The organism is Pedobacter sp. GW821-FHT01D05 (assembly GCF_059422505.1).
This window is the reverse complement of the sequence record NZ_JBWKXA010000001.1, coordinates 958,603-981,293: the sequence shown is the minus strand read 5'-3', so window position 1 is coordinate 981,293 and position 22,691 is coordinate 958,603. Positions and strand designations below refer to the sequence as shown.

Sequence of the window (22,691 nt, the reverse complement as noted above, 5' to 3'; positions counted from 1 at the left end):
ATGTGGGCACATTACGCTACTATTATTATACATTTAATTGCATAAACTGAGCAATGGTACCGTAAAAAAGAACCTGATGGTTATATATCCCGGTGACTAAAATGCCTGCGAAGTTTTTCTTCTTCCAGATCAAGCAGCTCTAATTGTTCCCGAATCAGCTCATCATTAATCTGCTCTTTTTTATTTAGTCCTTTCAATAAAATACGCTGCTCAGCCATAATATCTTCAAGTGCAATGCGATAGTCGTGATAAAAACCGTCAGACCTTGAAATGTTTTCTTCTTTTTCCCAATCTCTCAATAATTCCATTTCTGCCTCAATCCGAATTTTTATCGATCTAATCATATCGTTATGCAACAAGGCATCGTGATACTTTTCATCCAGAATTTTAAGCGATAACATGGATAATTTCTTTCTCACCATTTGTTTTTGTTGCTCGAAAGGAACGGTATAATCCGGATCGGGCATATCTACCCATTTTATCAATGCTGGTAATGTTAAACCTTGCAAAACTAAAGTAACCAATATTACACTAAAAGTGATAAACAAGATTAAGTTACGCTGAGGAAAAGCTTCGCCTGATTTTAATGCTACCGGAATAGAAAGCGCTGCAGCCAAAGAAACTACTCCTCTCATTCCTGCCCAGCCAAAAAGCAAGGGTGCTTTCAAACTTGGATTAGGATCGGCAGTGGTAATATAACGACTAATGAAACGCGTAAAGTATAATGCACCATAGGTACTGGCTAACCTCGTAACAATTAAAACCGTGCAAATAATGGCACTGTAACGGATAGCTGGTAAAAGCCCATCGTTGCCCAAACCACGAATAATCACCGGAAACTCTAGGCCGATTAACAAGAAAACAAAGCCATTCAGCACAAAAGCTACAGCTTCCCAAACATTTATCCCCTGTAACCTGCTCCGGTGGGTAAGAATCTGGTCTCTCCTGGCCGAAAGAAACAAGCCACCGCTCACTACAGCCAATACGCCAGAAAACCCAAACTCCTCTGCAGTTATATACATTACATAGGGCGTTAAAAAAGTAAGGATAATATCAATATTTGTAGTGGTTGGCAACCATCGGTGCAAAGCATAAAAGACTAAGGCTACTACAATTCCTACCAAAATGCCCATTACAATAACAATTACAAAATTACCAGCAGCCTTACTAAACACGAAACTTCCGGTCATTACTGCGGCTAAAGCAAAGCGAAACACCACTAAACTGGATGCATCGTTTAGTAAACTTTCGCCTTCCAATATTGTGGTGAGCCTTTTAGGCACTTTAACATTTTTAAGTATGGCTGATGCCGATACCGCATCTGGTGGAGAAATAATACCACCCAACAAAAAGCCCAGGGCCCATGTAAAACCTGGAATCAGACTTTGAGAAATTAGCGCAACAATACTAGAAGTAAGAATAACAATTGGAAAAGCAAAACTGCTGATTACCCTACGCCACTTCCAGAAATCTTTCCATGAAGTGTTCCAGGCAGCTTCATACAACAATGGAGGTAAAAAGATTACAAATATGAGCTCTGGTTCAATCTCAATATTACGAAGTACTGGTAAAAAACTTAAGGCTAAACCTGCCATTACCAATAAAATAGGATATGCCACACGGATTTTTTGTGCGAGCATTACCACGAACAGAATAATTGCAAGTAAGAAAGCGTATTGTATAATCAGCTGGTGCATATAATTTGGGGCTTGATCTAAAATACAAATTTGAAACGAATGCCAAACCATTAACATTATGTTCTTTTTTCAGATAAAATTTGGATTTTCTATTATAAAGCTATAATTTCTCCCCTGTAATAAGTCATCCCAGCTTTTTTACATTGGTTTAATTAATGAAGACCATTTTTATTCTTATTGCTTTCTTGATAGAAAGCAGTCTTTGCATAGCTCAACCAATGATCCAGGTAGAGAAACAAACTTTTGTTAACGTTGGCAAAGCAGGATACTTTTGGCAGGACACGCTCGAAACAACATCTTTTGAAAAGATAGCGCAATTTAAGCCAGAACGTTTTTCAAAAGGCAAGTCAGCAATTTTTAACGGTGGAACCAGCGGAAAAGTATGGTGGATGAAGCTCCGTTTTAAAAATATCAATCAAACCACTCCTTATCTGTTTATCGATTATGCAAACATCGATTCTATTACCGTATTTTATCGCGATGAACGCGGGATGATAAAGCAGATGAGCGCTGGCATGTTCAACCTGAAACAAAATGATAACATTCTGGGTACCGGCTATGTATTTCCCTTAAAGCAGGTAAAAACACCAATTGGCGAAGTATACGTAAGAATGCGGGCAATGAATACTTTACTTGTACCAGTTAAATTAGTTACCGAATCGGTATTAAACCATGCTTTATTTAAAGCACATAGCGTGCAACCTGTTTATATGGGCATTGCATTGATGATTCTCATTTTTCACGTCTTTATGTTCGTTGCTACGCGGAGTAAACTCTTTGCGCTATATATAGCAAGGATCATTTTGCTTTATTTCATTGTAATGGTCTGTTATCTGCAAGGTTATAGCTTATTGCTAGGCCCTTCGATAGCCAGGTTTATTTTAGTGCATGCCCATTTTTTTATTGCAGCCGGTTACATTGCTACGATTTTGTTTAACAGTTATTTTTTAAAACTTAAACGCCAACTTCCGCAGCTCAATAAATTCTTCAAAGTATTACTGTTTGGATGGGGTTTAATCCTAATCTGCTCTTTATGGGATGCCAGAAGCATCACCAATGTACTTACGCATGTTTTATTTTTATTAACCTCATTATTTTTTCTGTTCAGTAGCATTAAAGTGATTATCATCCGTGGTTATGCTAAAAAAAATCCTCTTATCTGGTGTTACGTACTGGGATGGATCCCCGTGGCCTTGGTTTCTATTTACCTTGTTTTTTGCTTATCAGCGTTAATACCCTTCCAATCTTACAGTTATAATTTACTCACTTTAGCCGGAATAATTGAAGGAATACTCATCAGCCTCGGTCTTTATGGCCAACGATTAAGGTTATTAACGCGACATAATGCGCATTTTCGAAGGCAACGTATTCTGCTTCAAGAACAGGTGGAAGGTTACCGTAAACAGCTCGATGCAAAAACAGAAAAATCTGTTGAACATTTTTCTTTAAAAGCACTTATCGAACTTGCACACGCCAGAGACCCTTCATTTATGAAACGGTTTAGTGAGGCTGAATCTACCTTTATCGAAAGATTACTTCAGATTTCGCCACAACTACTACCGGCTGAGTTAACACTTTGTGCTTACATCTTGTTAAATTTTGATACTAAAGAAATTGCCAGAACCTGCAAACTTAGTGTACGTGCTGTAGAAAGCCGCAAATATAGAATTCGTAAAAAACTGGGGATAGATGGCGAAACGAATATGCACGCTTGGATGTTAGATCTCACCAAATCGTCCTAAATAATATACAAAAATAGGTTACTTTTTCTTTGCCTTTATTTCAACAACAAATTAGCACCAACCACATAACACACTATACTACAACAACTTAAACACTTATGCGTAGAAATGCGTATCGCTAAGATCCACCTGCCGCACCCTCTTTGCATATAGCTGATAGAGTGCAAGCGGTGCGATACCGTTTTTTAACCAAACAGGCTTAATGCCTCTGGATTGTACTCATATTTTTAACCATGTCGACAGAAACGGTCTTTTCCGGGATGATTTGTTACACGCCTGGCGGCATGGTTTATTTAAAACGCTAATTCATCAAGAACTATATATAATGAACCGAATACCAATTACATTTTATTTTACTACCTGAAATCCAAACATTTAAAATTGGTGCGTATTACTGCGTAGACAAAAATTTTGATAATCTTTAAATGCTCTATTTCTTTGTCCTTATCCCTAAATAAAAACTTTTTAAAATATTGCTGTGCCACAGGAGATCTAAACAGGGGACGGTTTAGCCTTCTGTGCAAACAGCATCTGGAAAACCAACCATGAAACTGAATAACACTCCTGCCAAAATTATCGAAAGCATACAAGAATTTTACAACGGCCGAGATCCTGAAGAAATTTATAACGCATTAGAAATTGATAAAGACTGTTTTGACAGCTGGATTAGAGATTTTGGGGGTATTGCCAATGAGCTTTTGGAGCTGCGAGATGAAAACGATAACCTGAGAACGATGTTTACCAATTTAAGTCTGGTAAACCAGAGCCTGCGCAATTCTCTTGATAGCCTCACCAGAACAGACTCGAAAATATTTGAGTTATTGCTTAAAAAGCGAGGTACTGGTAATCTTAGCTTTCCTTAATTAATAACGCAAAGAAATGTTTGCTTTATCCCCACCAAAAATATTAATTATTGAAGATCACCCGGCAACACTTGATGCCATAAAGATGATCTTCGAATTTGAAGGATACATTACGATGAATCTTTCCAATACGATGGATTTACATGCTAAAGTAGCTGCTTTCCAACCTGATGTTATTGTAATCGATATTTTGCTTGGTATGACCGATGGAAGGGCGATATGTACAGAACTAAAACTATCCATTCATGGGGCCATTCCTATCCTACTCATGTCATCAAGAAATGGCATACATGATAGTGCTTATTACAAAACGCATTGGGATGATTACATAGAAAAACCATTTGACATGGAAATCATTATTCAAAGGGTTGGCATGCTTTTATCAAAAAAAGCCCAACAAGATCAGTGATTGATGCTCAACCAAAAAGATCGCTGCTCAGGTAGCGGTCTCCCCGATCGCAGGCAATAAAAACAATGGTTCCTTTATCCAGTTCACCAGCAAGTTTCAAAGCCGCTGCGCAGGCACCGCCCGAGCTCATGCCGGCAAATAAACCTTCTTCTTTAGCCATTCTTCTCGACATTAGGGTTGCTTCTTCCTGCGCAATATCCATTACCCGATCTACCCGTAGCGGATCGAATATTTTTGGCAGATATTCTTCAGGCCAGCGCCTGATGCCCGGAATAGAAGAGCCCTCAGTAGGCTGACAGCCTACAATCTGGATATTATTATCTTTTTCCTTAAAAAACCGGGAACAGCCCATGATGGTCCCCGTTGTTCCCATAGAACTTACAAAATGCGTAATCTGCCCCTCGGTATCTCTCCATATTTCTGGTCCGGTTGTTTTATAATGAGCCAGGTAATTATCAGGGTTTGCAAATTGATTTAATAAAAAATATCCCTTTGAAACGCCTTTTTCTTCTGCATAATCCCTGCATTCTTCTATGCTTTCTAACAGGGTTACTTTTGCACCAAAGGCTTCCATAGTTACCTTACGTTCGCGTGTTGAATTGGCTGGCATAACCAGTTCGATTTCCAGGTTATATAAACTTGCAATCATAGCCAATGCAATTCCGGTATTACCACTTGTGGCCTCTACCAGTTTAGTTCCAGGAGCTATATCGCCACGTTCTATCGCGCTTCTGATCATGTTGAGCGACGCCCTGTCTTTAACACTGCCGCCGGGATTGTTTCCTTCTAATTTGGCAAATACCCTTACAGCTGGGTTAATATTCAGCTTTTGAAGTTCAGCCATTGGCGTATTTCCGATCAGATCGATTATTCCTGCCATATTTTAATATATTAATTGGTTTCTTTATGATTCCTAATTGTAATTATTGGAGAATGATAAGCCGTAGAAAAAGCTGGGATACTTTCTGTAAGCCACACATTTCCGCCGATGATGCTATCGTGCCCAATGATGGTTTCGCCACCCAGTATGGTTGCCCCAGAATAGATTACCACTCTATCTTCTACCGTTGGATGACGTTTGCTGCCTGCTAATGTTTTTTTAACACTCAAAGCGCCGAGTGTTACTCCTTGATAAAGTTTCACATAACGGCCTATTGTACTGGTTTCGCCAATAACAATCCCAGTTCCATGATCAATATGGAAGTATTCGCCAATACTGGCTGCCGGATGGATATCAATGCCTGTTTTAGAATGGGCATATTCGGTAAGAATTCTTGGAACCAGCGGTATACCGAAATTATAAAGCGTATGGGCAATTCTATAGAAACAGATGGCATAAAAACCGGGATAAGTTCTAATTACTTCAAACCTGCTCTGTGCAGCCGGATCGCCTTCATAAATCGCTACTATATCGGTATTCAATACACGGTAAAGTTCTGGCAGTTCTTCAAAAAACTGACCTGCTGCATTTTTACAGTCGCTATTTTTAAGCTTACAACTGGCTGATATGATACCATAAAGTTCAAGCTCCAAAACAGCAACATATTCTTTTATATCTGTAATTGTTGAAAATACTTTAGGAGAATTTTCTGGAAAAAGCACTTGAATTAGCTTTTCTGCCCAAAGGGATATCACTTCATTGGGTGGAATATTTGGTTGTTCAAGAGGGTTCTTAATAATTTGTTCAAAAAAATGGTCTTCCATAACTGGTGGTCATACCTGCCCGATCTGCTCATCGACTAGGTATATAGATTTAATCGCTAAATGTAAGTTTTGTTTTTTTAAACCAAAACAACTGGCGCATTTTTATGACAAAAATTGCTCGACAATAACAATAAAATACATGAATATTGCTTTTAGAAAGAATTATCAGTAAAATCAAACCATAAAAGGTAAAGCTGAAAACACATCAGCTACCAAGCTTACTTATTTTTTAGGCCAGCTGCCTATCGGCTTAGCAGAAAAGTTCTTTTGTGATGGCTTCCCGGCATCTAGAAAAACCGATATGGCCTGTTTACTATCAGCTTTGAGCCTTACTTCGAATCCTACAATAGAAGTCCCCGGATTTTTAGCATCATAATCGGTTACCGGATCTGTTGACCAGGTTTTCATTTTAACTTCGCTTTGGCATACATCAAGCAAACGTTTTCCAATCATCACCCGCTCTAGTACGGGTTTATTTAAAACATGATCTGCTTCTGATAGTATGGCTTGGTGGATTTGATTAAACTTCGCATCGCGCTTTACATTGTCTAAGATCTGTTCTTCAAGCTCATGGCTGATCAATAACCTTGGATGCGAAGGCATCTTAAAAGTTGAATCAATTTCCTTGTTTTGCCCTGCTGCTATCGTTGAGCAAAACAAGGTTATGATGGTACAAATAATGGTGATAAGCTGATTTTTTTTCATGGGTTACGAATCACCATTATCAAATTCTATTGCGAGAACCTATTTCTTTTGTTCAGATAAGAAAGAAACTAACGAAGCCAGTTCTTCATATGATAATGAATTGGCCAAACCTTCCGGCATCATCGAAGTTTCCATTTCTTTTCTTGACAGGATATCGCCAGCTTTAATGGTAAAAACCTCTCCCGCGATATTACGAACCACCACTTTAGCAGCTGTTTCTTCTGTAATAAAGCCCATATAAGTACGGTCGCCTTTGGCGCTAATCATTACTGAAGCAAATCCCTGGGAAATTGAAGCATTAGGTTTTAATATCGATTCTGCAATCTGCTCACGGTTCATAATAGAGCCGATCTGTCCCATAAAAGGACCTTTCATTTTTTCACTTTTGCTTAAGCTATGGCAGGCAATACAACCTTGATTATTGAAAATGTTTTTTCCTTTTAATGGATCACCCTGTAATTTATTGATAGCCAATAATACATCTTCGATAGATGATTTACCCACCTGACCTTTTTTGTTTTTAATTTTATCCAGATCAATTTTTGGTTCTTCAGCTGCCGCTACTTTTTCTTCTTCAGCAAATTCAGGAATATCCATCCTTTGACGTGCATTTAAATCAACGTAAAACTGTTTTCCCTTTGCTCCGGCTTTTATAGCCTCTTCTTTCAGAAATTTCTCGATAATAGGAGAACCTTCCCATGAAACGGCTTTAAAATATGGTCCATGAGAATCGGGACGTGTACCCCACCACCAAGAAGCATCATAAGCAATTTCTTTTTTATACAAACGGCCTAAAGTAACCAGAATCTGCTGTTTTAATTTTTCGTCTGTCGATTGTTTGTAGTTTTCGATCAGTCCGTTAACCCCTTTTTCGGTATGTATATAACGTAAGGCCCAAAGCGCAAGAGTAGAATTTTCAGTTTTAACTGCAGCAAGCAAAGCATCTACCGCCTGAAGATCAACTAAGGCCCTAACAGCTAAGTGAGGCAAAATAATGGCTGAATTTGGTGTTGCATGAGGACCTTCAGTACCTTTGGCAGGTGCTGTAAATGAAGCAGGCACCTTCGTTTGTAAAAGCACATTGGCAACTTCTGCCCTGCCTAATCGGTTTAAACCGATTATCGAAGCAGCCTGAACACGAAGAGAAGGATCCTTTAAGCCTTCTAAAAATGGCTCAACCGGTACTTTGTCGATATTGGCTTTACGGTCAGCTAATGCTTTTAAAGCAAATTCCTTAATTTCTTTATCTTTGGTAAATTCAACTAAAGTAGCGATACCATTTTCTTTGGTGAGCTGTGCATAGGTATAAATACCAGCTATACGAACATCAAGTGCTAAACTCTGATCGGAAGCCACTTTTAAGGCTGTTGCGATAGCTTGTTTATTGTTACGCAAAACCAATTCCTGCGAAGCAGTTAAACGGCCTACTGCACTATTCGATTTAAGTAGCTCGGTTAGTTTTTTAATTGAAGCTTTTTTAACATCGGGAAATGCTTTGTATGTCCAGTTGTTTGGCACTGCACGAACAATGTAACCTTTATTAGGACTTCCAGAATAACCTGCACCATCCCAAGCCGACAGATAGAGTCTTCCTGAACCGTCTACATCAAGATCGGTAATCTGAGGTAGTTTAATAAAATCCTCATCTTTTTGTGTAAAAGTTGCTCCATCGGCAGTTACTCTATGAATATATAACATGCTTCTGCCCCAATCGGCCATCATTGGTACGTGGTTATATTGTTCAGGCCAGTTTGGCTCATCCATAAACAATGCTCCGGTACCCGATCCTCCACCTAAATCTGCAAGTGCAGGAATAATTTCGTCGGTAAAATTCTGAAATAAAACCGGGTAACCATATTCACCGGATTGTATATGGTGCGAGAAACGAACATTCCACCCGCCGCCATCGTTGGTATTTTCTCTGGTAAAAACGTTCATGTAAGGATCGATAGCTACATCATAAACATTACGTGTACCATGTGTATATACTTCCATTTCAGTTCCGTCCGGACGAACGCGCATAATCCCTCCGCCTAACATGGTTAGTTTTTTACCTGAACGGTCTACCGCATCATGGAATCCAAAATCTCCTACAGAAATGTAAATCCATCCATCAATTCCCATTCTGATACCATTTGTAGCATGGTCGGTACCACGTTCGCGGATATATTTGGCATTACTGATATGTTCTATAAGCGGTTTTTCGGGTCCGTCTGCCTTTCCATCGCCATCTTTATCTTCGAAAACAACCAAATTCATGCCTGTAGCCTGTTTTGTTTCTTTAGAAAAAGTGGTATGTAATACATATACCTGGCTGCCTTGAACAATAATACCGCGTGGATTATCCACCTCGGCAAAATCTACATGTTCGTCCATTTTACCATCGTTATCCTTATCTATCAATTTAAGAATATGGCCTTTACCAGGATCTTTACCCAAAGAGCCGATCATATCAACACCAACATATACTTCTCCGGTTGGTGCTACGGCTAAACAGGCTGGGCTGGGTGTAACATCTGGTCCTGCGAAATTGGTTATTGTTAATTCGGGTGGTGATACGCGTTGTATTTTTGGTTCGCTAAAGAAGTTTTTTAATCCAAAAAAAACTAGTGTAAAAGAAATTAAGCTTAAAGAAAATTTAATCATTTGTGTGTGTTATTGGTTTCTTGGTGGTTGTGCCGCGTAAACTTACAAAAAAATATAAATTCTCTTGTGCCACAATTTTGTGCATTTTAAGTTAATTCTTAACCATTTGGCACTTTTACTTACTGTTTTCTAAACTTATTTACTTCATTTTAAAGTAAAACAACTTTACAGTCGTTATCCTGATAAAGATCCACATTAATTTAAAGCAACAATTCAAACTAATTATGATGAGCAACTAAATAAGCTTCGAACCGCTATAATTATGCATAACAACAAGTAAAACTCAAATTAAATGAAGAAAAAGTACCTTATAAATAAGATAAAAAACCGCTTTCATCAGAATCGGGTAAATTATTTCGTAAAACATTTGCTCCAAAGGAGATATTTTATTATATTTATCAAATCCAACATTCATTAAATCAGTACGTTATGAAAAATATTCTTTATTTCTTCCTGACTGCCCTGATCTCCTCCATTGCGCTGTTAATTACCAGGGATTCATTCGAACCCGAATTGGTTTATAGCACAGTGGTATTAATATGGATTTTTTACATTTGGTACCATATTTATGCTGCTAATAAGAGGAACTACAGCGAGTAGTCTGTATCTTAATTAAATTGAATTCTCCTGTTGAATATAATCTGGAGCTAAAATATTAGTGACCAATATTTTCACTTAATCGTTAATTTGTTTAATAAAACCACTGTCTGCAAAAGAACTGATTTACTTTCTTGTCAATACATTCATAATTATTTAACCTGATTGCAGGATGCATCACAGTTAATTTATTAACTTCGTCGAAACTAAAACACAGTAGTTTACGTTTATAATTAAGCTTGGCCAAATTAGCCAGGTTATACATAAAGCTTAATGAACTTGGAGTTATCAACCTCGTACATGGGGTAGATTAGCGCACAAGATCATGAAATTAAAAGCAAAATTCCCTTGTTTAGCAGGGAATACATTTTACTCGGAAGTTCGCCGCAGAGTAAACAACGACTTTAGAGAAAACAATAGAAGCATCAATGCCAACGCGCTGATGTGGTTTAAAGCCTTTCTTTTCCTTACTATATTTCTGGGACTTTACTTTTCCATACTCCTTTTGAACGTGCATAGCACCATACTTTTGGGACTTACCGTTTTACTTGGCGCTACTTGTGCATTTATTGGTTTCAATATCTGCCATGATGCCATTCACGGTTCGTTTTCGAGTTCTAAACGCACCAATTCATTTTTTAGTTTTCTATTTAATATGGTTGGTGCCAATCCGTATGTGTGGAACATTACGCACAATGTAGTGCACCATACCTATACCAATATACCTGGCCATGATGAAGATATTGAAGTAGCACCAGGACTTATACGCATCTGTTCAGAAGATGAATTAAAACCACATCAACGTTTCCAGCAGTGGTATGCTTTCCCTTTATATAGCTTAGCTTCGCTTTCCTGGGTGTTCCGTAAAGACTATAAAAAGTTTTTCCAAAAAAGTGTGGGTGCCTGCCAGAACAAGCATCCGAAGGTCGAATACTTTAACCTCTTTTTCTATAAGTTTTTGTACTACTTTATTTTTATCGGTTTACCGCTACTGATAATGCCGCTTGCGTGGTGGCAGATTGCAATCGGTTTTGTGGTTTTACACATGGCTCAGGGCTTAACCATGGGACTGGTTTTCCAACTGGCTCATGTAGTAGAAGGAACAACTTTTCCAATAACCAATGCAGAAGGCAATATGGAAGAAGCCTGGGCGGAACACCAGATGCGTACTACAGCTAATTTTGCGACGCAATCGCCAATCTCCGCGTTTTTTCTTGGCGGCTTAAACCGACAGATAGAACACCACCTTTTCCCTAAAATATGCCATGTTCATTACGGACGGATCTCCATCATTGTAAAACAAACCGCGCTGGAATTCGGGTTGCCTTATCATGAAAACAGCACATTCTTATCGGCACTTCGCTCCCATTACCGCATCCTAAAGAGAATGGGGAAACCTGAGACAATTTAGTGGCTATTGATTTAAGGGCGATAATTCAAATTAGTGTTATTATTCTCTCAATGGTAAAAATTCTCAAACTATGTTTCTTTGATCATTAAGAAGTTTAGGGCATTAACATTTTGAGCTCCTGTAAATTGAGCAATATGTATGACCAATGTACTAATGACTAATGACTAATGACTAATGAACCAACACCTAACATAAACTTAACATACAATACATTTCTTCAAGAGGCAGATCTTTTTATCTTTAACCGTATGTACTGGTACGAAGAAGAAGTTAAACAATTGGAACGGGCGCACCGCTTAGATCGGGAGCATCCGGGTGTCATTTTCTATGGCAGTTCATCTATCCGGTTGTGGAATAGTCTCGAAGATGATTTCGATTACATGAAAGTAACCAATTTAGGCTTTGGCGGCTCTACATTAGCTGCATGCGTATGGTTTTTTGAGCGGATTATGATAGACTACAGGCCAAAGGCACTTGTGGTATACGCGGGCGATAACGACCTTGGCGATGGAAGAAACCCTGAGGAGATATTTATCTTTTTCCAGCAGTTGATGGCTAAAGTTAACCAGCGGTTTGGCATACTGCCCTGTTATTTTATATCGCTAAAACCCAGCCTTACCCGCTGGCAAATGGCCGATCAGTTTAGATATACCAATAACCTCATCGAAAGCGAAATTATTAAACTCAATAGCAACTGGAAATTTATTGATGTATTTAAGAAAATGCTCAACAAAGAAGGCAAGCCAAATCCTGCACTTTACGATCACGATGGATTGCACCTGAGTGAAGAAGGTTATCGTTTATGGGCAACTACTGTTAAAGAGAAATTAGGTTAATCATTACGCTTAATTAATACCCTGATAACATACATGCCTTAATTTTCCACAAAAGAATTGAAGTCAATGAACAGGGAATATCATAAATGGTTCAGCCATAATCTTCAACGGGATATGGAACTATTGGTTTTCGGTCATGCCGGAAGAGCAGTCATCTTTTTCCCTACCCGTATGGCCAGGTTTTACGATTACGAAAACTGGGGAATTATAGCTTCTTTAAGTGCGCGGATTGAAAATGGCGAACTCCAAATTTTCTGCGTAGATAGCATAGATGGAGAAAGCTTTTATAACGACGACGTATATCCATCAGTACGCATAGACCGGCATTTACAATATGAAAAATATCTCCTTGAGGAAGTATTATCGCTTATCTATCAGAAAAATGATGGCGGTTACGTTGAAACCGCTGGCTGTAGCATGGGTGCTTACCATGCTATAAACCTGGCCATGAAATACCCCTGGTTATTTAAAAAAGCCGTTGGTATAAGTGGAAGATATGACCTTACCGATAATATTGGCGATTTTAGAGACCTGCTGAACGGATTTCACAGCGATGAAGTTTATTTTAATATGCCAGCGCAATATATTGCTAACCTAAACGATGATCGATTGCTATCAGCAGTAAGAAACATGGAAATTATTCTTGCCGTAGGTGAAACAGATCCATTTCTAAGTGGAAACCAGCACCTAAGCAGCCTTTTATGGGAGAAAGGTATACCCAATCAGTTTCATACCTGGGAGAGCAATGCACACCGCCCCCACTATTGGCGAAAAATGGCGCCTATGTACATTTAATTATTACATAAGCGCCTCATCTTATTTTACTGCTAAATTAAAATATTGTTTAAAGTGGATGGTATCTACAGGTATTTTAGATTTTTCGGCTGCCACAACAATGTGTGCATCAAGTAACCATTTTTCGGCTGATTTATTAGTATTAGCCACTTTAATTCCTTTAACTGTACCTGCAATCGGAATTAAGTTGAAATAGTCGCATGAAGCGCAAGAAAAAAGATGTTTTACCTTTCCAGCCAGAATATCAGCATCAGTTAATAAAAATTTATCACCTTGCATAGGTGCTTGAATATATACCCGCATGGTGCTGAAGCTATTACTCTTCGTGGCCATAAAAATCCGGTATTGCCCAGTTGTAAGTGCCATCTGCTGATCGGCCATTGCTGCATAATTAACATACTCAAACAGGCAGCTTCCTTCAGTACAAGGTGTTAGATTTTGCGCGTCAATGGTAAAATCCATTTGGTTTTCAGTTTTCTTTTTGCAAGCATTCAAGATGCTTAATGCAATCAAAAAGACGGTGGTTACTTTAAAAGCGTTTTTCATAGTTTAATTTTTTATGAATACGGTAGAAATTTCGAATATGCTACAATTCGAACATTAATTTTTTATTAAATAAATGAACAGGAAAGGAATACTATTCAAACTTAGCAGGATAAGTTTGGGTTAAAACTGACCACCGAAAGACTTTATATTAACACTGATTGAACAAGAAAATATTAAGTTTGTACATAAACAGATTAAATCTACAAAACATGAAACAAGGATTATTAATAGATATGGATGGGGTGATTTATAGCGGGGAAGAATTGATATTTGGTGCGGATAAATTCATTAAAAACTTAATTGATGAAGATATTCCTTTTGCATTTATGACTAACAACAGTCAGAGAACAGCTTTGGAAGTAGTACGCAAACTTAAAGGATTAGGGATAAAGGTAGAAGAAAGCCATGTATACACCAGTGCGATGGCTACAGGTAAATTCCTTTCCGATCAAAGCCCAAATGGTACTGCTTATGTGTTAGGAGAAGGTGGTTTATTAAGCAGTTTACACGATCATGGTATTACCCTGGTAAACACCGATCCCGAATTTGTGGTACTGGGAGAAGGTAGAAACTTTACGCTCGAAATGGTGCAGCGTGCTGTGGATATGATTCTTGCCGGAGCCAAATTCATCACCACAAACAGAGATCCATCACCTAAAAAACCAGGATGGAACAACCTCGGTATTGCGGCAACCACAGCCATGATTGAGGAAGCAACCGGCAGAAAAGCGTTTGTTACAGGCAAACCAAGTCCGGTGATGATGCGCTCGGCACGTAAATTCCTGGGATTGGAAACCAGTGAAACCACTGTTATTGGCGATACCATGGAAACTGATATACAAGGAGGTGTACAAATGGGATATAAAACCATTCTGGTACTTTCGGGCATATCAAGCAAGGATACTTTAGGGCATTATGCTTTTAAACCCGATATGATTGCAAGCTCTGTTGATGAGATTAAGTTTCCTTTGGCCTGGTGGGAAGGTAAATAGTTTAGATTTTCGAACTTAAATGTGGTGTAAGATGTTACCATCTGGCAGAGAGAACCGTTTTGGAATTGGAATAAAGGATCAAACGAAGTGTCAGATAGAAATATCTGACACTACATGAAAACAGGTCCTTCGACAGGCTCAGGATGACAAATCTATATCTATGACACAGCCTATGAAAAACACAGAATTTAAATTAAATAAATAGAGTGTCAGATAGAAATATCTGACACTACATCAAGACGCCATTTAATAACAATCTTCTATTCTTATTTTATTAAAGGCTGGGCTACTTTATTTTATTAATTGTAAATAAAGGTACTGAGTTGAGGTATATAGGCTTAAAAAAATTCAACCTATAATCAGTTGCAAATACAACAGGTGCAACCTCAAACTTAGCAGTCGTATCAACATGATTAAACAATTTCAATGAAGCTGAATCATTTACAATGTGCTCATGCACTGGGATTTCGGGCCCTTTATCATCAGTAAATTTATTCGCTTTGGTTAAAAGTCCAATTGCTGGTATAACCATTAATAGCGCTACGCAAGAAATCAGTCTCATATCATTGTGCTTAAAATTTATCTAGGGCCTTTTAACAAAGATGAACCGATGTTATTAGTAAGATAGTTAGCTAGCGTTATGAAATTGTTAAAGTTGCAGTGCAGTTTTAATTCAATATTAAATGTATCAGGCCGATAGCGCGATTTATATTACCGTACCTGCGTCTTATATTATCGCACCCGCGATTTATATTACTGTACCCGCGTTTTATATTACCGTACCCGCGATTTAGATTATCGTACCCGCGATTTATATTATTGCACTCGTGATTTATATTATTGCACCCGCGATTTATATTAAGATATCGGGCTAAACGATTATTTGATTTAATAATTATGATATGGATTTATAGCCATTAGGTTAAAATTAAGATTGCGCAGCAACATCCATCGCTACGCAATCATTAACTAACCAAATAAATGTATTTACCAAGGTTAACATTAGATAACCAGTCTGATGTATGCTTGGTATAGACGGTAAATTGGGCACTAATCAACCTATTCATTACCACATCTTTTACATTTAAATCTTAAATCAAAACCGGTTATGATCTTCGGCTAATGCCTCCTATTATCGCGAAGCCCGGTCTGATCGCTAACAATAGCATGATTTACTTTAAACCTTTGGCGTAAAAATTTAAAGAGAGGCCAACTGACTACATTTTAGCATCCATTAACTTTGCTGCTTTTACCTTTGGTGCCACCAGTTTCATTTTAATTACAAATGCTTTGCTGGGTTGAAAACCTTTCGGCAGTATGACATCGTAATAGGTATTCTTATCCAGATCCAATCCAAGGTCTGCTGGTTTTAAGGTTAAATTTTTACCCCCAACCAAAAGTGCTGCTGTGCCCGGAACCTGTTTAGCATTTTTAGGCACTGCAATGCGCACAATGCCATTTACGGGTTGATTAAAAACAGTTAAATAAAGGTTATCGTCTTTTTGAGTAAAGTAGCCTAATTTGGAAGGCGTTAATGCAGCATGGCGCACTCCATATACTGCCTCGGCATTTAGTTTTACCCACTCGCCAATTTCCTTTGCAATTTTATCCTCTTCGGGATGCATATTTCCATGGCCATCGGGGCCAAAGTTTAGTACAAAATTGCCATTCATCGATACCGAATGCATCAGCATATCCAATAAATCGTCGGTAGTTTTGGTATAAATTCCCGACCAATCTTTCATATATCCCCAACCGTTTGGCGGAATAGTCATTACCGCATCCCAATCGTTACCGTTTAACCACTCAAATTCTGCAGGTAACTTACGCTCCCAGCCCTGCTCGTAATCGCCTAAAATATTGCCATTCGAATCGAAGTGTCTTGAGCCATGTTCATCGTTACGGAAACGCGAGCCGATAATTAATCCAGGGTGTTTTTCGCGAAGTTCTTTTTCTAGATTGTAGGTAAATTCATAGGCGCTTTTCCACGAGGCATCCCAGGTACCATCAAACCAGAAACCTTTAATTTTCGGATAGTTATCCAGTTGCTCTAAAAGCTGATTTCGGGTATAAGCTAAAAATTTACCGAATTTTTCTTTCTCCTCGTCGGTTTTTGGGGCTTTCCCCATATAATTAGGGTTATTCCATTCTAAAATCGAGAAATAGAGATATACATCAATACCTTCGGCGGTGTAGGCATCTACAATCTGTTTTACAATATCTTTTTTATACGGCGATGCTGCAACATTATAATCAGAATATTTGGTTGGCCAAAGTGCAAATCCATCATGGTGTTTGGTGGTAAAAATCACATATTTCGCACCCATTTCCTTAGCTTGTTTAGCCCACCGTTTGGCATCGAAGTTGTTCGGGTTAAATTGTTTATATAAGTTATCGTAAGTTTTGGTCCAGTCTTTTGGTGCGGTAGGCCCTGCCCATGAGCGAATCCATTCTGATGCCGCTGCGCCGCCCCTTGCACTTACGCCGTTCCATTCGTTACCTGCTATAGAATAAATTCCCCAATGGATAAACTGCCCTAAGCCGTAACTGCGAAAGGCTTCCATATCGGCATCGGTACGGTGTGGTGGTGTTAAGGTCCCGTATTTAACTTCAACTTCTTTTGTAGGCTTGCGCTTCGGTCCTGTCCATTGTGCGTTTGCAGGGTTTACTGCAGCTACAGAAGCAAGGGTAACCAAGGCAAACTTTAATATATTTTTCATCTGTTTAATTTTGTTTTCTTTTGTGATGAAGCTGCCATGATTTAATCATTATACGGTGTGATTTTGAAAACCATGACAGTTTCATATTCAAATTTTATTCGTGTTCTTGTTAATCTTTATAATTTAAGGGTTTCTTTCTCCTAACCGGTATTTCGGGATTTTGCAAAGGTTTTGAAGGGTGATAATAATAAAGCCCTGCGTTGCCATAAAGCGCCAGGTGCTGGGTTAAGCTATTACTGAAGATTTTAAAATCCTTATGGTTTTGCGGTGTCCATGCAGCTTCTGCCAGGGCAGCAATGCGTGGAAAAAGCAAATAATCTAAACGGTTATCATTATCTACTGTTTCTGTCCAAAGGTTGGCCTGAATACCTAAAACAAGCTGTTTTTCCTTTTCATTTTCAGTAAAAGACTGCGCATCGAACTGGTATAGCTGCTCAATGGGGTTATACAGTTTGTTCCATTTCCTTCCATATTGATGCGTACTATCCTGAACAAAATCGAAATACAGGGGCAAGCGTGGACATAAAACCGTTTGGTAACCTTTACTTAAAGCGGTGCGGAGCTGAGCAGGTTTTTCCTGGCGCCACCAAAACATAATCGTTTTCTCTTTCGGCAGATCGGCTTCGGCCATTTCATCCCAAAAAATAGCCTTGGCGTTTAATTGATAGAGCGAATCGGCCATACGTTTCATAAAATAATGTTCTACCGCAGCATCATCCTTAAGCTTTTCGCGTTCGCGGAGTTTTAAAATATCGGCATTACTTTTCCACTTTTCATTTCCGTAACTCACTTCATCTCCTCCTAAATGGATTAATCCGGCAGGGAAAAGCACATTGGTTTCTTTTAGAATATCGGTTAAATAACTGTACGTTTTTTCCAGACCAGGGTTAAAGGTAAACTCTGGGTGCCCAGCTGAACCGCCTCCTGAATACTCGGGATAGGCTTTATTGGCCGCAGTAGCATGTCCGGGCATATCAATTTCGGGTATCACTTTAATGTAGCGTTCGGCAGCGTAGGCCACAATTTCCCTAATATCTGCCTGTGTATAAAACTGTGCTGGCAAATTGGGGCTTAAATAATCACCAATACCACCGATAAGGGCCAAATTAGGATATTTTTTGATTTCTAGGCGCCAGGCTGGTTCATCGGTTAAATGCCAATGAAAAGTATTTAGTTTATAAAAAGCCATCCAGTTTAGAATGGATTTTACTTTTTGTTTGCCAAAAAAATGACGCGATTCGTCGAGCATAAAGCCACGCCAGCCATAAGCTGGTGCATCGCTTATCTCTGCTACCGGAAGCTGGCTATTTTTATTGGTTATGGCCAATTGCAACAGCGAAACCAGCCCATAAAAAATACCATTTGGGTATGTTGCAGAAACAGTAACCTGTTCAGGTTTGATACTGATCTGATAAGCACACGAATCTGCATGTTTCCTCCCTCCTTTTAATACCAGCATAATATTTGCCGATCTTGCTTTCTGCTGAATGGTAATTCCTTTTTGACTTAATAATTCGTTCTGAAAATAATAGGCTATAGTTTTTAACTGTTCGTTATTGTAACCAATGCTACTGTAATCATTAAGGGTAAAGTAACCACTACCTTTTGCAAATTGCAACGGCATAGGAATAATTCCGGGTTGCTGTGCAAACGCCGTTGAGCAAACAAGTAGTACAGTTAATACATATAGTAACCTCATTAATTGGCTGTTATTTTTAATACATAAACAGGAATTTGGTTCCCTTTTTTATAATCACCTGGTAAATCAAGGCCAAGCCCTTCGTTGTTTATTGTCCATTTGATTTTTTCATTGTTTCCCAGGAGTTCGATATTTTTAACAGACATTGTGCTTTTGTTTATCTGTTTTAGCAGTACATCTGACCTTTTCCAGCTTCTTAGAAAAGCGTATACAGTTTTATCTTTTGAGGTATAATAAACATCTGGCGTTACAGATTTTGGTGTACCATCAAAAACAGCATCCTTAATGGCGTTTTTGCTTTCTTCGATGGAGATGTTATCGCTCTTTTCTGAGCTGTTTTCTTTTACAGCTAACCATGGGTGGCTGGCGTAAATGGCCTCGTGATTAACATCCATCCATTTACCTACAGCTTTTAATCTTACAGTTGCCCAATCCGGAAAGGTACCATCACCTTTAGGGCCAACATTTAACAACAGGTTGCCACCATTAGCTACTACTTCTACCAAGTGCCGTACCAGCATTTCTGGCGATTTCCAGAGACTATCGTGTTTGTTGTAGCCCCAGTTTTGGCCAATAGTTAAACAAGACTCCCAGGCTTTTTTTGATGATGGTGATAAAGACTGTTCAGAAATTGAAAAATCGCCATAACCATTTCCAATTCTATTGTTCACCAAGCAGTTTGGTTGTAATTTATGAACTAAAGCTTTAAGTTCTTCACTCTCTTTTTTACTGATAAGTTCGGGCGTATCGAACCAAAGTGTACCAATTGGGCCATAGTTACTTAAAAGTTCTGTAATTTGCGGTTTAACCTTCCTTTCGAAATAACGGTTAAAAACCTTTCCATCTTCATTCGGATAATCCCAGGTGTTGCTTCTGCCCGCTTTTACAGGCCAATTGGTTGGCACATCGGGATCTTGCCAATCTCTCCCTAAGGAATAATAAAGGCAAAGTGTGATGTTGTATTTTTTACAGGCTTTTGCCAGCTCTGCAATTGGATCGCGTTTAAACGGACTTCTTTTTACAATGTTATAATCGCTGCTGGCTGAGTTATACATGGCAAAACCATCATGATGTTTAGCTGTAAAAACGATATACTTCATACCTGCTTCTTTCGCTTGTTTAACCCAGGCATCTGCATCGAACTTTATGGGATTAAATTGATCGGCAATGGTTCCGTACTCTCGTACCGGAATGCGTTCGTATAGCATAAAATGCTCGCCACCTTTTACTTTATGGCCTTTCCAATCACCAGCAGTTTGCGCATACAAACCCCAATGTAAAAACAAACCGAATTTTTCTGCCCTAAACTGTCCCAAGGCATTATTTTGCACTGTTTGCCCAACCGATAGCTGGGCAAACAGTACAAATAACAGACTTAAAAAAAGCAGTTTTCTCATTTTTGATTATGGTTTAAAACATTAAAGATAAGCCTGTTTATAAAAATAATAATTAAAGGGCAATCACTTTTATGGATGATGCCTTATCGTTAAAAGTAGAAACGTAAGTGCTCGAAGAGGTTAATTCGATACTACTTCCGGTAAAGTTATCACCATCATACATGATTACTTTCAACCCTAAACCTACATTAACAGATGATACATCGTTATTACTAATACCGAGACTAATTAAATCGGCTGTGGTATACTGGCCAACTGGTAATGATATACCATAACCTCCATAACTGGCATTTTGGTAAAATTTAGCAGAACCGTTTGCACCAATCTGTGGTACACCGTTTAAAAATGAAAATGAATAGGTTTTGCTCACATTACCACCATTCTTCAATAGCAATTTCACCCTAATGTTGTAAGCTTCGTTATTTTTATAATAAAGCTCGCTAAAAGGAATAGTTGCCGAAATTGTATTTCCGGTACCAGGGTTCGACCTCCAGGCCACAGCATTATAATCTGCATCGCTACTACTCAAATCCGGGTCCATGTAAATTAAGATATCATTTACCTCTTTATTGCTGGTAAACGAACCCGTAACGTTGAAGGCCTGGGTAGTTGCATTGTAGGCAAATTGTGCATTAATAGTGGTGGTTGCTGCCTCGTAAGGTATTTCTGTTGGCAAAGGATTCTGGAACACTTCGTTACGGTTTAAAATGGCAGCATCAACTTCGGTTAAGAATGTGGGCTGACCTTTACTGAAAGTTACATTTCCTGATCCCATTAAAGAAGTACCTAAGGTTGGTTGCTCTGAAGCATATTTGGCATGATCGTGTGGTAAATTTAAGCCATGCCCTAGCTCGTGCAGCATGCCACCAAGTAAATTTGATGTTGCATTAGGAATTTTATCAACCGCCATGTTCGAATTGTCAGTGGCAAAACAATTTTTACCGTAACCATAAAAGGGCTGATCAAAACTACCATCTGTACGCTGCGGCAATAAAATGAGGGTGTGACTCGAATTTGAGAACTCTGAAGCATGTGTAGCTTTGTAAGCCGCAATTTCATTCAGGATTTTAGTTGCCGAAATACTGGCATCGTAAGGATAGGCTGATTGTGCAAACTGAGCTGGTATTTCGATAAAACGCACCAATCCGGTTGAATCGATTTTCGGCAATCCCATGTATTTATCATAGCCATACCTTAACATTTCGGTATGGAACCAACCCTGAAAATGAACCAATAAAGAGGTTAAGCGGGTTTTATAATCAGTAAGCGCCGGATTATCGGTTGGCACAAACATTACAATGTTCAGGTTTTTAGTATTGGTAACAAAACTCGGTGGAGTGGTTCCCGAGCTTAGTGCCAATGTAGTTGGTTTTGCACTAGCCGTTTCTGGTTCCGAAACAGGTGCTTTTTTACAGGCAGTCATTAAAAGGCCGCTTGAAATCATCAAAAGCAGCGCAAAGCAAAGTTGTTTTTTGTTTTTCATGTTTAATGGTTTGAGGTTATTTGATTAATTGATTTTTATTTCATCATTGTCATTTTACTTAAAAAGCGACCTTTACCACCCTCCCCGTAGCCTTCTTGCTGGTTACCAATGTTTCTGGCACCGATACCCTAAGCCCTTTGTAATCCTGTTTCCAGTTGAGTTTTTCACCTGTTTCGTCGAGAAGCACTTCTTTAACCTGTATCTGGCTGATGGATAGCGATTTAATAATCAGTTCACCAAATTCGGTTTCGTTTAAAAAAACCTTTAGTTCATCATCCTTTCCCGAATAAAACATAATGGGCTCAATTGTTCTGATTTTTGTTATCGCGTTCATTGTGTATTGGTTAATCGGTTAATTTTTCGAAACGGTTAACTGATTTGCTATTGTTCATTGGTTTACTAGTGATTGGTAATTGATCAATTGGCTCTTCGAAATTGTCATTGCAAGG

General features: G+C 38.7%; 20 protein-coding genes. 8 read left to right on the top strand and 12 right to left on the bottom strand.

Features of this window, described 5'->3' with window-relative positions:
* Nucleotides 1-80 precede the first annotated feature (80 nt).
* On the bottom strand, nucleotides 81-1,697 hold the full coding sequence (locus tag AC07VK_RS03915) for a Na+/H+ antiporter (protein WP_492958481.1): 1,617 nt from the start codon (nucleotides 1,695-1,697) through the stop codon (nucleotides 81-83).
* A 155-nt stretch (nucleotides 1,698-1,852) separates the two neighbouring features.
* Here AC07VK_RS03915 and AC07VK_RS03910 point away from each other — a divergent pair, with 155 nt between their 5' ends.
* The 3 genes from AC07VK_RS03910 to AC07VK_RS03900 all read left to right on the top strand — a co-directional run bounded on the left by AC07VK_RS03910 (nucleotide 1,853) and on the right by AC07VK_RS03900 (nucleotide 4,711).
* Complete coding sequence (locus AC07VK_RS03910; protein WP_492958479.1) at nucleotides 1,853-3,439, top strand: 7TM diverse intracellular signaling domain-containing protein; 1,587 nt, start codon at nucleotides 1,853-1,855, stop codon at nucleotides 3,437-3,439.
* Nucleotides 3,440-3,984: 545 nt separating this feature from the next.
* Nucleotides 3,985-4,302, top strand: coding sequence for a hypothetical protein (locus tag AC07VK_RS03905; protein ID WP_492953359.1), 318 nt, complete (start codon nucleotides 3,985-3,987; stop codon nucleotides 4,300-4,302).
* 16 nt (nucleotides 4,303-4,318) lie between these two features.
* Entirely contained in the window at nucleotides 4,319-4,711 is a 393-nt protein-coding gene (locus AC07VK_RS03900) for a response regulator transcription factor (protein WP_492958477.1), read from the top strand.
* 7 nt (nucleotides 4,712-4,718) lie between these two features.
* On the opposite strand, the gene cysM is transcribed toward AC07VK_RS03900, so the two are convergent.
* The 4 genes from cysM to AC07VK_RS03880 all read right to left on the bottom strand — a co-directional run bounded on the left by cysM (nucleotide 4,719) and on the right by AC07VK_RS03880 (nucleotide 9,766).
* Nucleotides 4,719-5,591: a cysteine synthase CysM gene (cysM, locus tag AC07VK_RS03895; RefSeq protein ID WP_477582643.1), complete on the bottom strand. Its 873-nt coding sequence runs from the start codon at nucleotides 5,589-5,591 to the stop codon at nucleotides 4,719-4,721.
* Nucleotides 5,592-5,602: 11 nt separating this feature from the next.
* On the bottom strand, nucleotides 5,603-6,415 hold the full coding sequence (gene epsC / locus AC07VK_RS03890) for a serine O-acetyltransferase EpsC (protein ID WP_492958475.1): 813 nt from the start codon (nucleotides 6,413-6,415) through the stop codon (nucleotides 5,603-5,605).
* A 222-nt stretch (nucleotides 6,416-6,637) separates the two neighbouring features.
* The gene (locus AC07VK_RS03885; protein WP_492958473.1) at nucleotides 6,638-7,120 is read right to left on the bottom strand and encodes a hypothetical protein; all 483 of its coding nucleotides are present in this window, start codon (nucleotides 7,118-7,120) and stop codon (nucleotides 6,638-6,640) included.
* 39 nt (nucleotides 7,121-7,159) lie between these two features.
* Entirely contained in the window at nucleotides 7,160-9,766 is a 2,607-nt protein-coding gene (locus tag AC07VK_RS03880; protein ID WP_492958471.1) for a DUF7133 domain-containing protein, read from the bottom strand.
* A 429-nt stretch (nucleotides 9,767-10,195) separates the two neighbouring features.
* On the opposite strand from AC07VK_RS03880, the gene AC07VK_RS03875 reads away from it, so the two are divergent.
* From AC07VK_RS03875 to AC07VK_RS03860, 4 genes are all read left to right on the top strand, one after another.
* The gene (locus AC07VK_RS03875; RefSeq protein WP_157258207.1) at nucleotides 10,196-10,366 is read left to right on the top strand and encodes a hypothetical protein; all 171 of its coding nucleotides are present in this window, start codon (nucleotides 10,196-10,198) and stop codon (nucleotides 10,364-10,366) included.
* A gap of 322 nt (nucleotides 10,367-10,688) precedes the next feature.
* Entirely contained in the window at nucleotides 10,689-11,774 is a 1,086-nt protein-coding gene (locus AC07VK_RS03870; RefSeq protein ID WP_492958469.1) for a fatty acid desaturase family protein, read from the top strand.
* Between the two features lie 167 nt (nucleotides 11,775-11,941).
* Complete coding sequence (locus AC07VK_RS03865) at nucleotides 11,942-12,610, top strand: SGNH/GDSL hydrolase family protein (RefSeq protein WP_492958467.1); 669 nt, start codon at nucleotides 11,942-11,944, stop codon at nucleotides 12,608-12,610.
* A gap of 66 nt (nucleotides 12,611-12,676) precedes the next feature.
* Entirely contained in the window at nucleotides 12,677-13,405 is a 729-nt protein-coding gene (locus tag AC07VK_RS03860; RefSeq protein ID WP_492953352.1) for an esterase family protein, read from the top strand.
* 21 nt (nucleotides 13,406-13,426) lie between these two features.
* Here AC07VK_RS03860 and AC07VK_RS03855 read toward each other — a convergent pair whose 3' ends face one another.
* On the bottom strand, nucleotides 13,427-13,951 hold the full coding sequence (locus AC07VK_RS03855) for a hypothetical protein (protein ID WP_492958465.1): 525 nt from the start codon (nucleotides 13,949-13,951) through the stop codon (nucleotides 13,427-13,429).
* A gap of 209 nt (nucleotides 13,952-14,160) precedes the next feature.
* Here AC07VK_RS03855 and AC07VK_RS03850 point away from each other — a divergent pair, with 209 nt between their 5' ends.
* Nucleotides 14,161-14,943, top strand: a complete 783-nt coding sequence (locus tag AC07VK_RS03850) for an HAD-IIA family hydrolase (protein ID WP_029280385.1) — start codon at nucleotides 14,161-14,163, stop codon at nucleotides 14,941-14,943.
* 286 nt (nucleotides 14,944-15,229) lie between these two features.
* Here AC07VK_RS03850 and AC07VK_RS03845 read toward each other — a convergent pair whose 3' ends face one another.
* From AC07VK_RS03845 to AC07VK_RS03820, 6 genes are all read right to left on the bottom strand, one after another.
* A complete protein-coding gene (locus AC07VK_RS03845; protein ID WP_492958463.1) occupies nucleotides 15,230-15,505 on the bottom strand; it encodes a hypothetical protein in 276 nt (91 codons plus the stop codon).
* A gap of 655 nt (nucleotides 15,506-16,160) precedes the next feature.
* Nucleotides 16,161-17,663 carry an alpha-L-fucosidase gene (locus tag AC07VK_RS03840; protein WP_492958461.1) on the bottom strand — a complete coding sequence of 501 codons (1,503 nt, stop codon included), beginning with the start codon at nucleotides 17,661-17,663 and terminating at the stop codon, nucleotides 16,161-16,163.
* A gap of 109 nt (nucleotides 17,664-17,772) precedes the next feature.
* Nucleotides 17,773-19,362 carry a beta-N-acetylhexosaminidase gene (locus AC07VK_RS03835; protein WP_492958459.1) on the bottom strand — a complete coding sequence of 530 codons (1,590 nt, stop codon included), beginning with the start codon at nucleotides 19,360-19,362 and terminating at the stop codon, nucleotides 17,773-17,775.
* A complete protein-coding gene (locus tag AC07VK_RS03830; protein ID WP_492958457.1) occupies nucleotides 19,362-20,759 on the bottom strand; it encodes an alpha-L-fucosidase in 1,398 nt (465 codons plus the stop codon). Before AC07VK_RS03830 ends, AC07VK_RS03835 begins: the two co-directional genes overlap by 1 nt.
* A gap of 52 nt (nucleotides 20,760-20,811) precedes the next feature.
* Nucleotides 20,812-22,242: a beta/gamma crystallin family protein gene (locus AC07VK_RS03825; RefSeq protein ID WP_492958455.1), complete on the bottom strand. Its 1,431-nt coding sequence runs from the start codon at nucleotides 22,240-22,242 to the stop codon at nucleotides 20,812-20,814.
* 58 nt (nucleotides 22,243-22,300) lie between these two features.
* Nucleotides 22,301-22,576, bottom strand: coding sequence for a hypothetical protein (locus AC07VK_RS03820; RefSeq protein ID WP_492958453.1), 276 nt, complete (start codon nucleotides 22,574-22,576; stop codon nucleotides 22,301-22,303).
* Between the last annotated feature and the right edge of the window lie 115 nt (nucleotides 22,577-22,691).

Excerpts from the sequence above, each read along its gene's own strand:
- AC07VK_RS03865 (WP_492958467.1), top strand. The coding sequence starts at position 11,942 with ATGACTAATGAACCAACACCTAACATAAACTTAACATACAATACATTT.
- AC07VK_RS03900 (WP_492958477.1), top strand. The coding sequence starts at position 4,319 with ATGTTTGCTTTATCCCCACCAAAAATATTAATTATTGAAGATCACCCG.
- AC07VK_RS03860 (WP_492953352.1), top strand. The coding sequence starts at position 12,677 with ATGAACAGGGAATATCATAAATGGTTCAGCCATAATCTTCAACGGGAT.
- AC07VK_RS03830 (WP_492958457.1), bottom strand. The coding sequence starts at position 20,759 with ATGAGAAAACTGCTTTTTTTAAGTCTGTTATTTGTACTGTTTGCCCAG.
- AC07VK_RS03835 (WP_492958459.1), bottom strand. The coding sequence starts at position 19,362 with ATGAGGTTACTATATGTATTAACTGTACTACTTGTTTGCTCAACGGCG.
- AC07VK_RS03885 (WP_492958473.1), bottom strand. The coding sequence starts at position 7,120 with ATGAAAAAAAATCAGCTTATCACCATTATTTGTACCATCATAACCTTG.
- AC07VK_RS03915 (WP_492958481.1), bottom strand. The coding sequence starts at position 1,697 with ATGCACCAGCTGATTATACAATACGCTTTCTTACTTGCAATTATTCTG.
- AC07VK_RS03845 (WP_492958463.1), bottom strand. The coding sequence starts at position 15,505 with ATGAGACTGATTTCTTGCGTAGCGCTATTAATGGTTATACCAGCAATT.
- AC07VK_RS03875 (WP_157258207.1), top strand. The coding sequence starts at position 10,196 with ATGAAAAATATTCTTTATTTCTTCCTGACTGCCCTGATCTCCTCCATT.
- cysM (WP_477582643.1), bottom strand. The coding sequence starts at position 5,591 with ATGGCAGGAATAATCGATCTGATCGGAAATACGCCAATGGCTGAACTT.
- AC07VK_RS03825 (WP_492958455.1), bottom strand. The coding sequence starts at position 22,242 with ATGAAAAACAAAAAACAACTTTGCTTTGCGCTGCTTTTGATGATTTCA.
- AC07VK_RS03820 (WP_492958453.1), bottom strand. The coding sequence starts at position 22,576 with ATGAACGCGATAACAAAAATCAGAACAATTGAGCCCATTATGTTTTAT.
- AC07VK_RS03910 (WP_492958479.1), top strand. The coding sequence starts at position 1,853 with ATGAAGACCATTTTTATTCTTATTGCTTTCTTGATAGAAAGCAGTCTT.
- AC07VK_RS03870 (WP_492958469.1), top strand. The coding sequence starts at position 10,689 with ATGAAATTAAAAGCAAAATTCCCTTGTTTAGCAGGGAATACATTTTAC.
- AC07VK_RS03850 (WP_029280385.1), top strand. The coding sequence starts at position 14,161 with ATGAAACAAGGATTATTAATAGATATGGATGGGGTGATTTATAGCGGG.
- AC07VK_RS03880 (WP_492958471.1), bottom strand. The coding sequence starts at position 9,766 with ATGATTAAATTTTCTTTAAGCTTAATTTCTTTTACACTAGTTTTTTTT.
- AC07VK_RS03905 (WP_492953359.1), top strand. The coding sequence starts at position 3,985 with ATGAAACTGAATAACACTCCTGCCAAAATTATCGAAAGCATACAAGAA.
- epsC (WP_492958475.1), bottom strand. The coding sequence starts at position 6,415 with ATGGAAGACCATTTTTTTGAACAAATTATTAAGAACCCTCTTGAACAA.
- AC07VK_RS03855 (WP_492958465.1), bottom strand. The coding sequence starts at position 13,951 with ATGAAAAACGCTTTTAAAGTAACCACCGTCTTTTTGATTGCATTAAGC.
- AC07VK_RS03840 (WP_492958461.1), bottom strand. The coding sequence starts at position 17,663 with ATGAAAAATATATTAAAGTTTGCCTTGGTTACCCTTGCTTCTGTAGCT.